Origin of the sequence: Streptomyces sp. NRRL S-455 (assembly GCF_000717875.1) — a bacterium.
Taxonomy (GTDB): domain Bacteria; phylum Actinomycetota; class Actinomycetes; order Streptomycetales; family Streptomycetaceae; genus Streptomyces.
Window position 1 is genome coordinate 105,437 of the sequence record NZ_JOCT01000009.1, and the last position, 13,649, is coordinate 119,085.

The following is a 13,649-nucleotide window of genomic DNA, read 5'->3' on the forward strand; positions in this document are numbered from 1 at the left end:
GCGTTATTCGAACCGCACCGCCAGCAGAACCACATCCTCCGCGCCCTCGGCCACGTCCAGCCCGTCCGGCAGCACGTTCCGCAGGACGTGGTCGGCGATCGCGCCGGGGTCGCGCCGCAGTGGCCGGGGCACTCCGGCCGCCGCCGCGTGCAGCCGGGCGAAGGCGCGGTCGGTGGTCTCGCCCGTGCGGTGCAGCAGCCCGTCGGTGTACAGCAGAACCGTCTCTCCGGGTTCGGCGAGGATCTCCAGGCACGGCGCCTCCCAGCAGGCGAGCATGCCCAGCGGTGCGGAGACCGACGTCTCCACGAACTCGGTGCGGCGCTCCCCGATCAGCAGCGGCGGACTGTGCCCGGCACCGGCCAGCGTGATCTTGCGGGCGGCCGGTTCGCAGTAGCCGAACAGGGCGGTGGCCGAACGGGCCGGCTCGGTCAGCCGCAGCAGCAGTTCCAGGTCCGACAGGACGGCGACCGGGTCCTCCCCCTCCATGACGGCGTAGGCCCGCAGGGAGGCCCGCAGCCGCCCCATCGCGGCGACCGCGCTGGGGCCCGACCCCGTGACGGACCCGACGGCGAGGCCGAGGGCGGCGTCGGGCAGCGGCAGCGCGTCGTACCAGTCGCCGCCGCCGCGCGGTCCGGTGCGGTGCCGGGCGGCGAGCTGCACGCCGGCCACGCGCGGCAGCCGGGCGGGCAGCAGCTCGTCCGACATGGTGGCCATAGACGAGCGTGTGCGCTCCAGTTCCAGGAGGAGCGCGAGGTGCTCGGCGGCGTACCGGGTGTACAGGCCGGCGAGATGGCGCTGCCGCTCGCTCGGCTCCGCGGGTTCGTCGTAGAGCCAGACGGCGGCACCGAGGCGCCCGGCGGTCTCGGTGGACAGGGGGAGGGCGTAACTCGCGGCGTAGCCGAGGCGGGCCGCGACCTCGCGGTGGCGGGGGTCGAGCCCCTCTGCCGCGAACAGGTCGGGTTCGGCGATGCCGCGCTCGCCTCCGGGCCGTCCGTCGAGGATCCGGCCGTAGGACAGGGCGCTGCGCGGCACGGTCTCGATGTGGCCGAGATCGGCGCGGGCCAGGCCCAGACCGATGGTGGTGTCCGGGCCGAGTCCGTCGCCGGGTTCGAGGACGACGAGGCCGCGACGCGCGCCCACCAAGGCGGCGCCGGCCCGCAGCAGTTCCTGGAGGGTCTCGTCGAGCGCGGTCGTGCGGGCCAGGCGTTCGGTCAGTTCGTGGAGCGTGGTGAGGTCGGAGACCCAGCCGGCGAGGCGGTCCTGGAGCACCGCGCCGGGTGGCGCCGGGGGGGTCGGCGGGGCGGTGCTTGACGCGACGGGCGCGACAGTGTGGGCGGGCGAGGGAACCGTTGAATCGATTCCAGCCACTTTCGGAGGGTGCGGCGCGTTCATGGCATCCGGCTTTCCGACCGGTGCGTACTGCCCAAAAGCATCGCAAACCCCCATGTCATTCTGCGTCGCTAGCAGTGTCTCCACATGTACACGCACTCGTGAGGGGATGTCCAGCATTGTCCTGCTGGAATTCCTGGTGTCCGTGGGGCTCGAGGGAACAACTCCCCTCCCTCTTGCGGAAATGTAAAGTTGGCTTAAAACTGCCGCAGTGGACGGCTTATTGCGGTCGACTGGGCTTGCTCCACGGAGCGTCACAACGGTCGTGATGGGTACGTACTCGGTGAAGGCCAGGGGTGGTTGGGAACCACCCGGAACCTGGTGACGGACCCGGGCGTCTTAGCCACCGACGACTGTGCCCCATCCTCCCGTGGCGGCGGCGGAGAGAAATACGCGCGACGGCAAACGCCATACTTCGCCACCCCTACGCCATGCCCGTGCTTCTGATAGACGCAGTATGAGCGGGACAGCCACGGAGGCAGTCAAAAAGCTCGACCCATAGGGGCTCCCCGTGCTTCCGGCAGGGGTGTGATGCGCCAATAGGTACGCACAGTGAAGTGATCGACACATGATGTGATGTGGACCACGGTGTTGCCAGGCGTGCAACGGAAAGGAACGAGCGCTCATGCGCGAGATCCTCGGAAGGCGACGCAGGCTCCCCTCCCAGCGCAGTGACGGGAGGCCTGAGCTGATCGGCGCGGCCCTGACCTACGCGACGGAATGGCAGTGGCCCGTACTCCCGGGCGTGGCGGCGGACCCGCAGAACCAGGGCCGCTGCGCCTGCCCAGACCAGGAGTGCACGGTGCCCGGCGCGCACCCCTTCGACCCCGGCCTGCTCGCGGCCACCACCGACGAGCGCATGGTGCGCTGGTGGTGGCACAACCGGCCCACGGCGCCCATCGTCCTGGCCACCGGTGGCACGGCCCCCTGCGCGGTCTCGCTGCCCGCCCCGGCGGCGGCCCGCGCTCTCGACGCCCTCGACCGCGTGGGCATGCGGCTCGGCCCGGTCGTCGCCTCCCCCACCCGCTGGGCGATCCTGGTGAAGCCGTACTCCATGGAGCAGCTCGGCGAGCTGCTGTACGCCAAGGACTTCGTGCCCGGCTCCCTCCGCTTCCACAGCGAGGGCGGCTACCTCGCGCTGCCCCCGTCCGAGACGGGTCAGGGCGGGATCCTCTGGGAGCGGGCGCCGCTGCCGGGCTCCGCCTCGCCGTGGGTGCCCGATGTCGAGGCCGTGGTGGACGCCGTGGTCGAGGCCCTCACTCGTACGGGTGTGAGCGCGCCCGAGTTCTAGAGCTGTCGGGCGCGCCGGGCGCCGCGCTCGCCCCGGGGCGTTATGTTCCGGGGCCATGCCGCGTCATGCCCGGGGCCGCCCCCGGGACCTCCGAAAGACCCGACTGCTCGCCCTCGCGGGGGTCGTGGTGATGTGCGCGATCGCGCTGCCGCTGGCGGTGGCGTCGGGGTCCGTGAACGGGGGGAGCGCGGTGAACCGTCCGGGACCGGCCGACGAGGCCGGCGCGCCCGGCGGCCCCGCGTCCGGTTCCGAGCGCGACGGCGTACGTCCCACCCCGGCCTCCCGGCCGCCGTCCGCCGACGGCGGGCCGTCCTCCGTCCTCTCCGGTCTCCCGGCGCCCGGCCAGGGCCTGCCGACCGCCGTGCGCTGCGGTCCCGGGCTCTCCTCGCCCGGCGGCATCGAGGCGCAGACCTGCGTCGTGACGCAGGGCGCGGACACCTGGGCACGGACGTACTACCGCAACGCGACCGGTGAGGCGCTGGACGTCGTGCTGAGCCTGATGGGACCCGGGGCGCGGACCGTGCGGACGACGTGCGCGGCCGGGGCGGAGGACGAGCCGCGGACCTGTGAGACGCCCCGGGAGCCCGCGCGGGGCGGCCTGGCGGCGTACACGGCGGTCGCGGAGTTCGCCCGACGGGCGGGCCAAGGGCCGCTGCTGCTGCGCTCAGGGAGCAACTCACCTGCGGAAGCAGGCAGTTGAGGAGCGACTGCGTTCCCTCAACCGCTACACGCATGGAAAGACCCGGTTGCTGGCGACGGGGGATGCACCAGCAACCGGGCTACAGGAACGGTAACAAGAGATCGGCGGTTCGCAAATTCGATCTCGCCCTTTCCGGTCACCGACTGGCTTGTCTCCAGAGGGAGTTGTGCGAGTCAACCGTCCCGGGTGCGAGGGTCCGGCCGGGTGGCGGCCGGACCCGGTGACCGGCGTTCAGCTGAGCGTGACCTGCCGGTTGGTGAGGCCGCCGCGCGCACGGCGCTCGTCCGCCGTGAGCGGTGCGTCCGTCGCCAGGGCCGCGGCGAGGCGCTCGGCGAACTCCGCCGCCGGCTTCTCCACGTCGTCTGCCGTGACCTCGCTCGGCAGGTCCCAGACCGGCACGGTGAGCCCGTGGGCGCGGAAGGAGCCCACCAGGCGGGTGCCCTCGCCCAGGCTGGACCGGCCCGCCGCGTGCAGCCGCGCGAGAGCGTCCAGAAGCTGCTCCTCCGGGTGGGGCATGACCCACCGCAGGTGGTTCTTCTCCGGCGTCTCGCACCAGTACGCGGCGTCCACGCCCTGGAGCTTGACGGTCGGGATGGCCGCGGCGTTGGCCCGCTCCAGCGAGGCGGTCACGTCGGGGGTGGCGTTCTCCGGGTCCGGGACCCAGAACTCGAAGCCGCTGTGCACTTCTGGCTCGAAGCCGCCCTCCGGGTCGAGCAGGTCCTGAAGCCGCGGACCGTCGGCCGGGGCGCGGCGGCCCTGCACCGGTGTGCCGGGCTCCGCTTCCAGGGCACGCTGGAGGGTGTCCGCGAGGTCGCGGCTGATGTCGCCCGACGAGGTGTCGTTCTGCAGGCCGAGCAGGACCGAGCCGTCGTCGCGGCGCAGGGCGGGCCAGGCCATCGGCAGCACCGTGGCGAGCGTGACCGCCGGGACACCCTCGGGGAGGCCGCCCTTGAGGGTCAGGCCGACCGTGGCCGCCGGGACCAGTTCGCGCAGGGCCACCCAGTCGCACTCGCCGGGCAGACCCTCGAACGGGCGGTGCACCAGCTCGGTCACGGCGTGGGACGCGGCCCGGCCGTGGCAGGCCTTGTAGCGGCGGCCGCTGCCGCAGGGGCAGGGCTCGCGGGCACCGACGACCGGGACCTCACCGTCCGTGATCTGCGGGCGCTTGGCCTTCGTCTGGGGTCGCTTCTTGGCCATCGATGGGTCTCCCGGTTACGGCTCGTCTCGTACTTTCGCGAGCCTAGCCGGTCACGCCTCCGGCGACGGGAACCTGTGGACAACACTCAGTGGTTCGCGGCGCGCGGCGCCCGGAACCGCCGCGGCGGGCGGCACCCGGTCCGTTCACTCCATGTCGTCGAAGGCGTCCGCGAAGTCCAGCCCGGGTATCCGGGACACCGCCGGGGCGGCGACGCGCGTCGCGAAGTCGTCGCGGCGGTGGCCGGCGTCCGGGTCGTGCACGTCGTCGTGGACGACGACCCACACCGTGACCTCGCCGCGGATGTCGTCCCGGACACCCCAGTCGTCGGCCAGCGCCGTGATGATGTTCAGCCCGCGGCCGCCGTGCGCCGTGACCGACGGGGTCGCCGGGGCGGGGCGGGTCGGGCCGCCGCCGTCCGTGACCTCGACGATGAGCCGGCCGGACGGGTCCACACGCCATGCGGCGCGGACGTCCCCGTCGCCGGAGAGGGCGTCGCCCAGGGGCCTGCCGTGTTTGCACGCGTTGCTCAGCAGTTCGGTAAGGATCAGTACGGCGTCGTCGATGACCGTTTCCGCTACGCCACCTCTGCGCAACTGCGTACGCATGTGGTGTCGCGCCTCGCCCACGCCCGCCGGGCCATGGGGTACGGCCATGCTCGACGACGTGGGCACCTCCTGTGCCACCACCAACGCCACCCCCGAGACCTCCTTCGCCCCACGCCACGGTGTGGATGCCCCATTGGCCTGTACCGGAAACCGGCCAATCCATCTCCGCTGACGCACTCACCACGACCGGACACGGAACGAACGCGCCGGAGCACTCCCTGTCATCGCGTGGCCGGATTTAGTCGGTGTGGCCGAGACGTGAGGATCCCGCCCGTCAAGGTGTGGGTCAAGAGGTGTGCATGGGTCTGGTGTGACGTGTGGTGGCCGGCCGCGGGTGGCGGGTTCTCAGCGGCCGAGCCGGTCCAGAACCGCGCGGGGACGGTTGGTGATGATGGCGTCGACGCCCAGGTCCACGCAGAGGTCGACGTCCTCCGGCTCGTTCACCGTCCATACGTGCACCTGGTGGCCGGCCTGCTTCAGGCGCTCGATGTGGCCGGGGTGGCCGCGCACGATCCGGATGGAGGGGCCCGCGATCCGCACGCCCGGGGGCAGCCGCCCGTCCCGCAGCCGGGGCGAGGCGAACTGTGTCAGGTAGACCGTGGGCAGCGTGGGTGAGGCGGCGCGCACGCGGTGCAGCGAACGGGCCGAGAAGCTCATCACCCGCACCCGGGACTCCTCGGCGGAGGCCGGGGTGTCCAGGCCGAACCGCTTCAGCAGGGTCAGCAGCCGCTCCTCGACCTGCCCAGCCCAGCGCGTCGGGTGCTTGGTCTCGATGGCCAGCTCCACCGGCCGTCCGGCGTCGGCGACGAGTTCGAGCAGCCGTTCCAGGGTGAGGACGGACGTCGCCTCGCGGTCCTCCGGGCGGTGTTCCCAGTCGGGTTCCTCGTCGCGCGCCTTCCAGGCCTCGCCTGTCTTCCAGGAGCCGAAGTCCAGGGCGGCGAGGTCGGCGAGCTCCAGGGCGGAGACCGCGCCCCGGCCGTTGGACGTACGGTTGATCCGGCGGTCGTGCACGCACACCAGGTGGCCGTCGGCGGTCAGGCGCACATCGCACTCGAGGGCGTCCGCGCCGTCCTCGATCGCCTTGGTGTACGCGGCCAGGGTGTGCTCCGGGGCGTCCTCGGAGGCCCCGCGGTGGGCGACGACTTGAATGACATGCTGCCGTGCGTGGGTCACCGCGTCATGGTGCCACCGTCCGCGGGTACGCGTCCGGTCGGACGGACTCGACGGATGCACAGGTCCGGACGGAGGCATCGGGATTGCACCCCTTTCGCCGGTAATGACCTATATAAAGAATGGCCCCGGACCCACAGCCACCGCTTATGGTGCCCTGACGGCCCGTGGGCAAAGCTGACGGCATACAAAGGGACAAGCACAGCTGTATCGCGCCGGACCGTCGCCAGCGTGAAGAAGCGGACCGAGTGCGCCCCAGGTAACAGCCGTGGATCGAGGAGAGAAAGCTGTGAGCACCGAGAACGAGGGCACCGCGGTACCCCCCGCCCCGTCCGCACCTCCCGTGCCGGTGGACGCTCCCGCTGCTCAGGCACCCCAGGGGCCGTACGGGCAGGACGCGCAAGGACAGGGTCCGCACGGGCAGGGGGCTCCCGGTGACGCCGGTCATCCCGGGGTCACCTCCTCCGCCCCGGACCCCTCCTGGCCGCCGCCCCCGCCGCCGACCGCCCCCTACGGCGACGGCGGTTCCGGTTCCGGCGCGGGCGGCTGGGGCTCCTCGTACCAGCAGCCGGCGCCGAAGTCCGGCCGCGGTCGCGGTGGTCTGGTCGCCGCGCTCCTGGTGGCCGCGCTGGTCGCGGGCGGTCTGGGCGGTGGCCTCGGCTACACGCTGGCGAAGAACAACGACGAGAGCACCGGCTCGACGACGGTCTCCGCCTCCACCAGCGGCGGCGACGTCAAGCGCGACCCGGGCACGGTCGCGGGCGTGACGGCCAGGGCGCTGCCGAGCACGGTGACGATCGAGGCCGAGGGCAGCAGCGGCGAGGGCGGCACCGGCACGGGCTTCGTCTTCGACAAGCAGGGCCACATCGTCACCAACAACCACGTGGTGGCCGACGCGGTGGACGGCGGCAAGCTCAGCGCCACCTTCCCGAACGGCAAGAAGTACGACGCCGAGGTGATCGGCAACGCCCAGGGCTACGACGTGGCGGTCATCAAGCTCAAGAACGCCCCGAGCGACCTGAAGCCCCTCACCCTCGGCGACTCGGACAAGGTGGCCGTCGGCGACGCGACGATCGCGATCGGCGCCCCCTTCGGCCTGTCCGACACGGTGACGACGGGCATCATCAGCGCCAAGAACCGCCCGGTGGCCTCCAGCGACGGCAGCGGCAGCCAGGCCTCCTACATGAGCGCCCTGCAGACCGACGCCTCGATCAACCCGGGCAACTCCGGCGGCCCGCTGCTGGACGCGCAGGGCAACGTCATCGGCATCAACTCCGCGATCCAGTCCACCGGCAACGGCGGCTTCGGCACCGGCCAGTCCGGCTCCATCGGCCTCGGCTTCGCCATCCCGATCAACCAGGCCGAGTACGTCGCCCAGGAGCTGATCAAGACCGGCAAGCCGGTGTACGCGAAGATCGGCGCGTCCGTGTCCCTGGACGACAGCTCCGACGGCGCGCAGATCACCGACCAGGGCGCGGGCGGCGCGGCACCGGTCGAGCCGGGCGGCCCGGCCGCCGACGCGGGCCTCAAGCCCGGCGACGTCATCACCAAGCTCGACGACCGTGTGATCGACTCCGGGCCCACCCTGATCGGCGAGATCTGGACCCACAAGCCCGGCGACAAGGTCACGATCACCTACGAGCGCGGCGGCAAGCAGCACACGGTCGAGGTCACCCTGGGCTCCCGCGTCGGCGACAACTGATCCCCACCCGCCCGCACCGACCCGTTACCCTTGTCCCCGCGCCGCCCGCATCAGGGCCGGCGCGGGGAGGTGTGCCCGAGCGGCCGAAGGGAACGGTCTTGAAAACCGTCGTGGCAGCGATGTCACCGTGGGTTCAAATCCCACCGCCTCCGCGCGATGAGCAGTGAGAACGGCCCCCGTCCACGGTTGATGGAGGGGGGCCGTTCACTTGCCCGGGACTCCGGGACTTCCCGCCGTTCCCCGTAGTTCCCCGCGGCCAAATCGCTCTGGGCCTCGATAGGTCGGGTGTGAGCTTGTGCCAAGATCGCGGGATGCTGCGACTCACCGATTTCATTATCGACTGCCCGGACACGATGAAGCTGGCGGCTTTCTACTCCGAGGTGACGGGCCGTCCGATCAAGGAAGGCAGCTCCGAGAACTGGGCCGGCATCCAGTTCGGCGAGATCGAGCTGGCATTCATCCGGGTGGACGACTACCGCGCTCCGCAGTGGCCCGACATCGAGCACCCCAAGCAGTTCCACCTCGACTTCGAAGTGGACGAGATCGAGTCCGAGCAGCGCCGCGTCCTCGACCTCGGCGCGACGCTGAGGCAGGACTTCATCGGCCCCAACGGCTACGGCTGGCAGGTCTACACCGACCCGATCGGCCACCCCTTCTGCCTGTGCCGCAACAAGGGCGTCATCTGGACCGACCAGGGCCCGATCTGGCCCAAGCGCGACTGATCAGCCGCCTGTGGTTCATGGCGTCCAGGTGGAGCGTGCCACCCGCTCGTCGGCTCGCGGCCGTCTCTCCGCAGCTCAAGCGCAAGGGTGGGCGGGCTACCGAGTGCTAGCGGATGGGGTGGTGACGGGAGCGTTGGGACCAGCGGACGGCGATGAGGCCCAGCGCAGCGACAAGGACCACGATGCCGATGATCAACAAGTAGCCCAACCCTTCCGCGGCCACTCCGATGATTCCCAGCACGAGGCCGACCAGAACGAGAAGGAGCAAGAGGGCCATGGCGCGTACGCCTCCCTTGGGTGGCTGAGCGCGGGCGATCAGCGGCGCGCGAGTTGCCGCTCGCCACCTGCGCCCGTCTGGTAGGGCATGTCGTAGTGCTGGAAGATCGCTTCCTCCGACTCGGCGGGCAGGATGTCGTCCATGCCGACCGAGGGCGCCTTCTTCACCAGCGTCTTGGTGTAGGAGACCTTGACGTAGCCGGGCCCGAGGATCGCCTCGTCCAGGGGTACGAAGGCCAGGTGGTGGCGGGTGGGGAGTCCGGTGCGAACCGTGGCCATGGCCGGTTCGTCGGTGGTGGTGTCGACGTAGACCGCTTCGAGTACGCCGATCTTGTGGCCCTTGGGGTCGACGACGCTGCGGTTGCGCCACTCGCGGATATCGGCTGAATGGATCATGGCCTGCCTCCTGAGCCGTTGATCCGGGCCCGTAGGAGCAGCACCCCCGCAGGCAGTCACAGCCTGCTGAACCCTCGGTGGCCCTTCGTTCGTCCAGGCTATCCGGGAATCTCTGCGTCGCGCCCTCACGCGACAGGGGTTTCGAAGTGGTAGTCGACAGGCATGCCGATGAAGCCTTCCGGTCCGGCGGACCGCTCATCTTGGTTCGGACGACTGCACCGCGTGATCAGCCGTTCGCCGGCCGGGCGGGGATGGCGGCGGAGCAGGGATATCGAGCTGTGGTCGCGTTCGCTGGGCTTCGCGGCGCTGGGGCTGCTCACGCTGGTGCCGCTGCTGATCATCGTCTCCGCCGCCGACGCCGAGCACGGGCGGGGGTTCGCGCAGTGGCTCGGGGAAGGGCTGGGCGTCTCGACGGCCTCCAGGCGACAGGTCGAGCAACTGTTCATCCGGCCCGGTCAGGCCCTGCGGACCACCACCGCGTTCGGTATCGCCGCCCTTGCCGTGTTCGGCCTGACCTTCGGTGCGGCGGTGCAGACCGGCTATGAGAAGGTCTGGGACCTGCCGTCGGCCCGCTGGTGGGCCAGGTGGCGGCATGTGGTGTGGCTCGGCGTCCTCACGGGATACCTCTACCTCTCCGCCACCACCGCGTTGCGGCGCGAACCTCTGGCGGGCGGGGCCGTGGCCTCGCTGAGTGCCGTGCTGTTCCTGTGGTGGTCCCAGCGCCTGCTGCTCGGCGGGCGAATCCGCTGGCGTGCCCTGTTGCCCGGCGCCGTGGCCACCGTGATCGGGCTGGTCGGTCTGAGGGTCTTCTCCAGACTGGTCTTCTCGCCGTTGATCGCGTCCAACACCGTCACCTACGGACCCGTCGGAACCGTCCTCGTCATCCAGTCCTGGCTGGTCGGTGTGGGTGTCGTCGTCTTCGGCGGTGCCCTGGTCGGCCGCCTGCTGTACGAAGAACTCCCCCGCATCGCACACTCACTGAAACGGCATGAGTGAGGCGTATTTGCGCCAGGGAGACACCTGACTCATGGCAGCCCGTGGCCGCCGCTCCTTGTCTCAAGTGAGAACGGCTGCCAACACACGTTTCGCAGGATTCGAGATCGTGAAGCATCTTCGCCTCCGTGTCGGTCACGCTGGGGGATTGCGCTTTTTTGGTGGCGTTTCCCAGTCGCCCGTCCGGAGCAGAGAAGTGAGCGCCATCCGGCCCATTAAGCATTATTGAGAATTTCGTGATTGGTTGGCCAATTCCAGCGAAGGCCCTTGAGGCGACCATGGATCGATCGCTTCCTCGAATAATATGCCGCCGTCAGAACCGGCAATGTAGGCATCACCCCTCACAGGAATTGGCCCCTCGATGACACTGAATATCGCTGGTGCGTCACGATGGCGCTCCATGCCGCTTTGGATCACTGCGGTGGTAACCGCGCTGATCGCCGCTGCTGTGATCGCGATGTCGCCGACACGCGCTGAAGCCGTTGCCACGCCTGTGCCTCTGGGTACGGCAGGCGATTACGGAGTACTGGCGGGTTCGACAGTCACCAACACCGGCCCGACGACGGTCGAGCGTAACGTCGGGGTGAGTCCGGGTACGGCGATCGTGGGGTTCCCGCCCGGCGTAGTGCTGCCGCCCGGAACCATCCATGCCGCTGACGCCGAGGCTCTCCAGGCCCAGAGCGATCTGACCACGGCGTACAACCAGGCCGCCGGGCAGGCACCGGACGTCACGTACACCGGAGACCCCGTGGAGCTCGGTGGCCAGACGCTGGTTCCGGGCGTCTACAAGGTGCCCGTCAGCGCCCAGATCACCGGCACCCTCACCCTGAACGGCCAGGGCAACCCCAACGCGGTCTGGGTGTTCCAGGTCGGTTCGACGCTGACGACGGCGTCCGCAAGCTCGGTGAGTTTCATCAATGGCGCCAACCCGTGCAACGTGTACTGGCAGATCGGCAGCTCGGCCACTTTCGGTACCGGCACCAGTTTCGTGGGCAACGTCCTGGCCTTGACCTCGATCACTGCCAACACGAACACGACCATCAACGGCCGGCTGCTGGCCCGCAACGGTGCCGTGACGCTGGACTCCAACACGATCTTCCAGGGTGAGTGCGGGACCAGCCCCACCGGGACTCCGACGGGGACTCCCACCGGGACTCCGACGGGGACTCCGACGGGGACTCCGACGGGGACTCCGACGGGGACTCCGACGGGGACTCCGACGGGGACTCCGACGGGGACTCCCACCGGGACTCCGACGGGGACTCCGACGGGGACTCCCACCGGGACTCCGACGGGGACTCCGACGGGGACTCCGACGGGGACTCCCACCGGGACCCCGACGGGGACTCCGACGGGCACTCCCACGGACGGCGGCCGTCATGACGGGGGCAAAAAGCACGATGGGCACGGCCATCATGACGGGGGCAAAAAGCACGATGGCCACGGTCACCACGACGGGGGCAAGAAGCACGATGGGCACGGCAGTCACGGCTGGGCAGACTTCCCGTCATTGTCTGGGCACTAGCTGACCTGGCCATGTGCCTGGTAGGGATTGCCTGGCTTCTGGCGTAGAGAACGGCAAGCCAGTGGACCAAACGGCGCGCGGCGGATCACCATCGATTCGTCGCGCGCCTTATTCGTGCTGGGGGGCTTGGGCATTGCGAGAATGGAGCGTCAATCCCCGAAGACTTGTCCAGGGCAGCCGAGACTGACCGCTCATTCGGAATTGACGGCAATGGCGGCACGCAGACCCGCCAGGCTAGGCGGCCTGCTTCTTCGACCCTGTCGGCGTGCGGTCCCAGGCGGGCCAAGCAGGGGCCACTACTCCTCCTTTCTGCCGATGTGCTGCACGATTCAGCTCGGGTATTTCGGGTGCGTCCTGGCCTTCCAACGGGTGGCTGACTGCATGTCGCCGCAGTGGCCCGACTCGACCTGGCCTCAAGCTCCATCTGGACCTTGGTGTCGCGGACCTGGAGCGAGCCCGGGACCAGGTGCACCGTGGAACGGGCGTGCTCCCTGGCGTCCACGTGGAGCGCGCCACTGTACGAACGACCTGGACGCCAGGGGCCGTGTCTGCTCGGCTCTGCCCTGGGGCGATGGCAGACATTATGGGAGCTGCGGGCGGCCTCGGCACCCGTGACAATGGCGCGATGTGACGCTGGTCGGGAGGGGGCTGTGCACCCTGGTGCGCTGACAGCGGCTTTCAACCTGCGCATGCTGAGCCCCCGGTGGTTCCATTCCCGGCTCCAGGGCCATGGAGGTGATACGGCATCAGACCCTCACATCCCAGGGAGCACTGGCAGCTGGACCACGGCACCGGCGCGACGCGCGAGGCCGGTAGGTTGGAGCCGCCCCGCCCCGGGTGGACGCAGCGGAGGTGAGGGCCCGAGCGGCATGAGGGAACGGTTCTGAAGAGGCGAGAGAGGGGGGTGAGTGCCGGCGTGAGCCGACGCGTCGTCGTCGTCACCGCTGTGCACGGCCCGTCGGCCCGGTTCCTGCCGGAGGCCTACAAGTCCCTGCGGGAGCAGTGGCTGCCCGAGGGCTGGGAGTGGCACTGGGTCATCCAGGAGGACGGGGAGGGCAGGCACGTACGGCCGTATGTGCCCGACGACGAGCGGGTGACGTTCCGGCAGGGCAGGGCCGGTGGGCCCGGAGTGGCGCGGACCATCGCGCTGGCCCATGCGGAGGGGGCGTACGTGAAAGTCCTGGACGCCGACGACCAGTTGGCGCCGGGCGTCCTCGCGCGGGATCTGGCGGCGCTGGAGGGCGACCGCGGGCTCGGGTGGGCGACGTCCCGTGCGCTGGACCTCATGCCCGACGGGTCGACGGTCGGGTTTCCGGGCGACCCGGACCAGGGGCCGATCGAACGCGGCGCGGTGCTCGAGCACTGGAAGGCGAACGGCTTCCTCGCCCAGGTCCATCCGGCGTCGCTGTTCGTACGACGGGAGTTGCTGCTCGCCCTCGGCGGCTGGATGGCGCTGCCGGCGTCGGAGGACACGGGGCTGCTGCTCGCGCTGAACGCCGTGAGCCGGGGGTGGTTCTCGGGGGAGGTGGGGCTGCTGTACCGGAAGTGGGAGGGGCAGGTGACCGGGCAGGCGGCCCATGTGGACCGGGTCGAGCGGGACGCGCGGATGGCTGTCGTGGAGGCCAGGGCGCGGGCGTTGGCCGAGCTGCGGTGGCCGTTTCCGGCCGGTTGAGCGGGGCGCG

At 70.4% G+C, this 13,649-nt stretch carries 14 protein-coding genes, 1 tRNA gene and 1 pseudogene; 9 read left to right on the top strand and 7 right to left on the bottom strand.

The genetic code is table 11. The features are described 5' to 3' along the window. Positions 1–3: 3 nt before the first annotated feature. Positions 4–1,509 carry a PP2C family protein-serine/threonine phosphatase gene (locus IE97_RS0113580; RefSeq protein WP_078603216.1) on the bottom strand — a complete coding sequence of 502 codons (1,506 nt, stop codon included), beginning with the start codon at positions 1,507–1,509 and terminating at the stop codon, positions 4–6. Positions 1,510–2,014: 505 nt separating this feature from the next. Here IE97_RS0113580 and IE97_RS0113585 point away from each other — a divergent pair. Together IE97_RS0113585 and IE97_RS0113590 are read left to right on the top strand one after the other, a co-directional pair. After that, the gene (locus IE97_RS0113585; RefSeq protein WP_030237648.1) at positions 2,015–2,680 is read left to right on the top strand and encodes a bifunctional DNA primase/polymerase; all 666 of its coding nucleotides are present in this window, start codon (positions 2,015–2,017) and stop codon (positions 2,678–2,680) included. 55 nt (positions 2,681–2,735) lie between these two features. Beyond that, positions 2,736–3,380, top strand: coding sequence for a hypothetical protein (locus IE97_RS0113590; RefSeq protein WP_030237652.1), 645 nt, complete (start codon positions 2,736–2,738; stop codon positions 3,378–3,380). Between the two features lie 231 nt (positions 3,381–3,611). On the opposite strand, the gene IE97_RS0113595 is transcribed toward IE97_RS0113590, so the two are convergent. The 3 genes from IE97_RS0113595 to IE97_RS0113605 all read right to left on the bottom strand — a co-directional run bounded on the left by IE97_RS0113595 (position 3,612) and on the right by IE97_RS0113605 (position 6,356). Beyond that, the gene (locus IE97_RS0113595; protein ID WP_030237657.1) at positions 3,612–4,577 is read right to left on the bottom strand and encodes a DUF5926 family protein; all 966 of its coding nucleotides are present in this window, start codon (positions 4,575–4,577) and stop codon (positions 3,612–3,614) included. A gap of 144 nt (positions 4,578–4,721) precedes the next feature. Beyond that, positions 4,722–5,273: an ATP-binding protein gene (locus IE97_RS0113600; protein ID WP_234310711.1), complete on the bottom strand. Its 552-nt coding sequence runs from the start codon at positions 5,271–5,273 to the stop codon at positions 4,722–4,724. 255 nt (positions 5,274–5,528) lie between these two features. Then, positions 5,529–6,356 (bottom strand): glycerophosphodiester phosphodiesterase, encoded by an 828-nt coding sequence (locus IE97_RS0113605; RefSeq protein ID WP_030237662.1) that lies wholly within the window; start codon positions 6,354–6,356, stop codon positions 5,529–5,531. A 286-nt stretch (positions 6,357–6,642) separates the two neighbouring features. Between IE97_RS0113605 and IE97_RS0113610 the strand changes: the two genes are divergently transcribed. The 3 genes from IE97_RS0113610 to IE97_RS0113620 all read left to right on the top strand — a co-directional run bounded on the left by IE97_RS0113610 (position 6,643) and on the right by IE97_RS0113620 (position 8,777). After that, on the top strand, positions 6,643–8,055 hold the full coding sequence (locus IE97_RS0113610) for a S1C family serine protease (RefSeq protein ID WP_030237664.1): 1,413 nt from the start codon (positions 6,643–6,645) through the stop codon (positions 8,053–8,055). A 65-nt stretch (positions 8,056–8,120) separates the two neighbouring features. Further along, a tRNA-Ser gene (locus IE97_RS0113615) sits at positions 8,121–8,207 on the top strand. Positions 8,208–8,366: 159 nt separating this feature from the next. Further along, the gene (locus IE97_RS0113620) at positions 8,367–8,777 is read left to right on the top strand and encodes a VOC family protein (RefSeq protein ID WP_030237667.1); all 411 of its coding nucleotides are present in this window, start codon (positions 8,367–8,369) and stop codon (positions 8,775–8,777) included. 106 nt (positions 8,778–8,883) lie between these two features. Here the strand turns inward: IE97_RS0113620 and IE97_RS42480 are convergent, their stop codons facing one another. Beyond that, positions 8,884–9,054 (bottom strand): hypothetical protein, encoded by a 171-nt coding sequence (locus IE97_RS42480; protein WP_199807060.1) that lies wholly within the window; start codon positions 9,052–9,054, stop codon positions 8,884–8,886. 38 nt (positions 9,055–9,092) lie between these two features. Further along, complete coding sequence (locus tag IE97_RS0113630; RefSeq protein ID WP_030237670.1) at positions 9,093–9,449, bottom strand: PRC-barrel domain-containing protein; 357 nt, start codon at positions 9,447–9,449, stop codon at positions 9,093–9,095. A gap of 162 nt (positions 9,450–9,611) precedes the next feature. On the opposite strand from IE97_RS0113630, the gene IE97_RS0113635 reads away from it, so the two are divergent. Further along, the gene (locus IE97_RS0113635; RefSeq protein WP_030237673.1) at positions 9,612–10,445 is read left to right on the top strand and encodes a hypothetical protein; all 834 of its coding nucleotides are present in this window, start codon (positions 9,612–9,614) and stop codon (positions 10,443–10,445) included. Between the two features lie 219 nt (positions 10,446–10,664). On the opposite strand, the gene IE97_RS42910 is transcribed toward IE97_RS0113635, so the two are convergent. Next, positions 10,665–10,931, bottom strand: a complete 267-nt coding sequence (locus IE97_RS42910) for a hypothetical protein (protein ID WP_234331812.1) — start codon at positions 10,929–10,931, stop codon at positions 10,665–10,667. Between IE97_RS42910 and IE97_RS42915 the strand changes: the two are divergent. The 3 genes and pseudogenes from IE97_RS42915 to IE97_RS0113650 all read left to right on the top strand — a co-directional run. After that, a pseudogene (locus tag IE97_RS42915) lies at positions 10,900–11,478 on the top strand (ice-binding family protein); the annotation flags it as partial. The gene IE97_RS42910 and the pseudogene IE97_RS42915 sit on opposite strands and share 32 nt — an antisense overlap. Positions 11,479–11,549: 71 nt before the next feature. Further along, positions 11,550–11,825, top strand: coding sequence for a hypothetical protein (locus tag IE97_RS42920; RefSeq protein ID WP_030237680.1), 276 nt, complete (start codon positions 11,550–11,552; stop codon positions 11,823–11,825). A 1,058-nt stretch (positions 11,826–12,883) separates the two neighbouring features. Continuing rightward, complete coding sequence (locus tag IE97_RS0113650; RefSeq protein ID WP_051704953.1) at positions 12,884–13,639, top strand: glycosyltransferase family 2 protein; 756 nt, start codon at positions 12,884–12,886, stop codon at positions 13,637–13,639. The last annotated feature ends 10 nt before the right edge of the window (positions 13,640–13,649 follow it).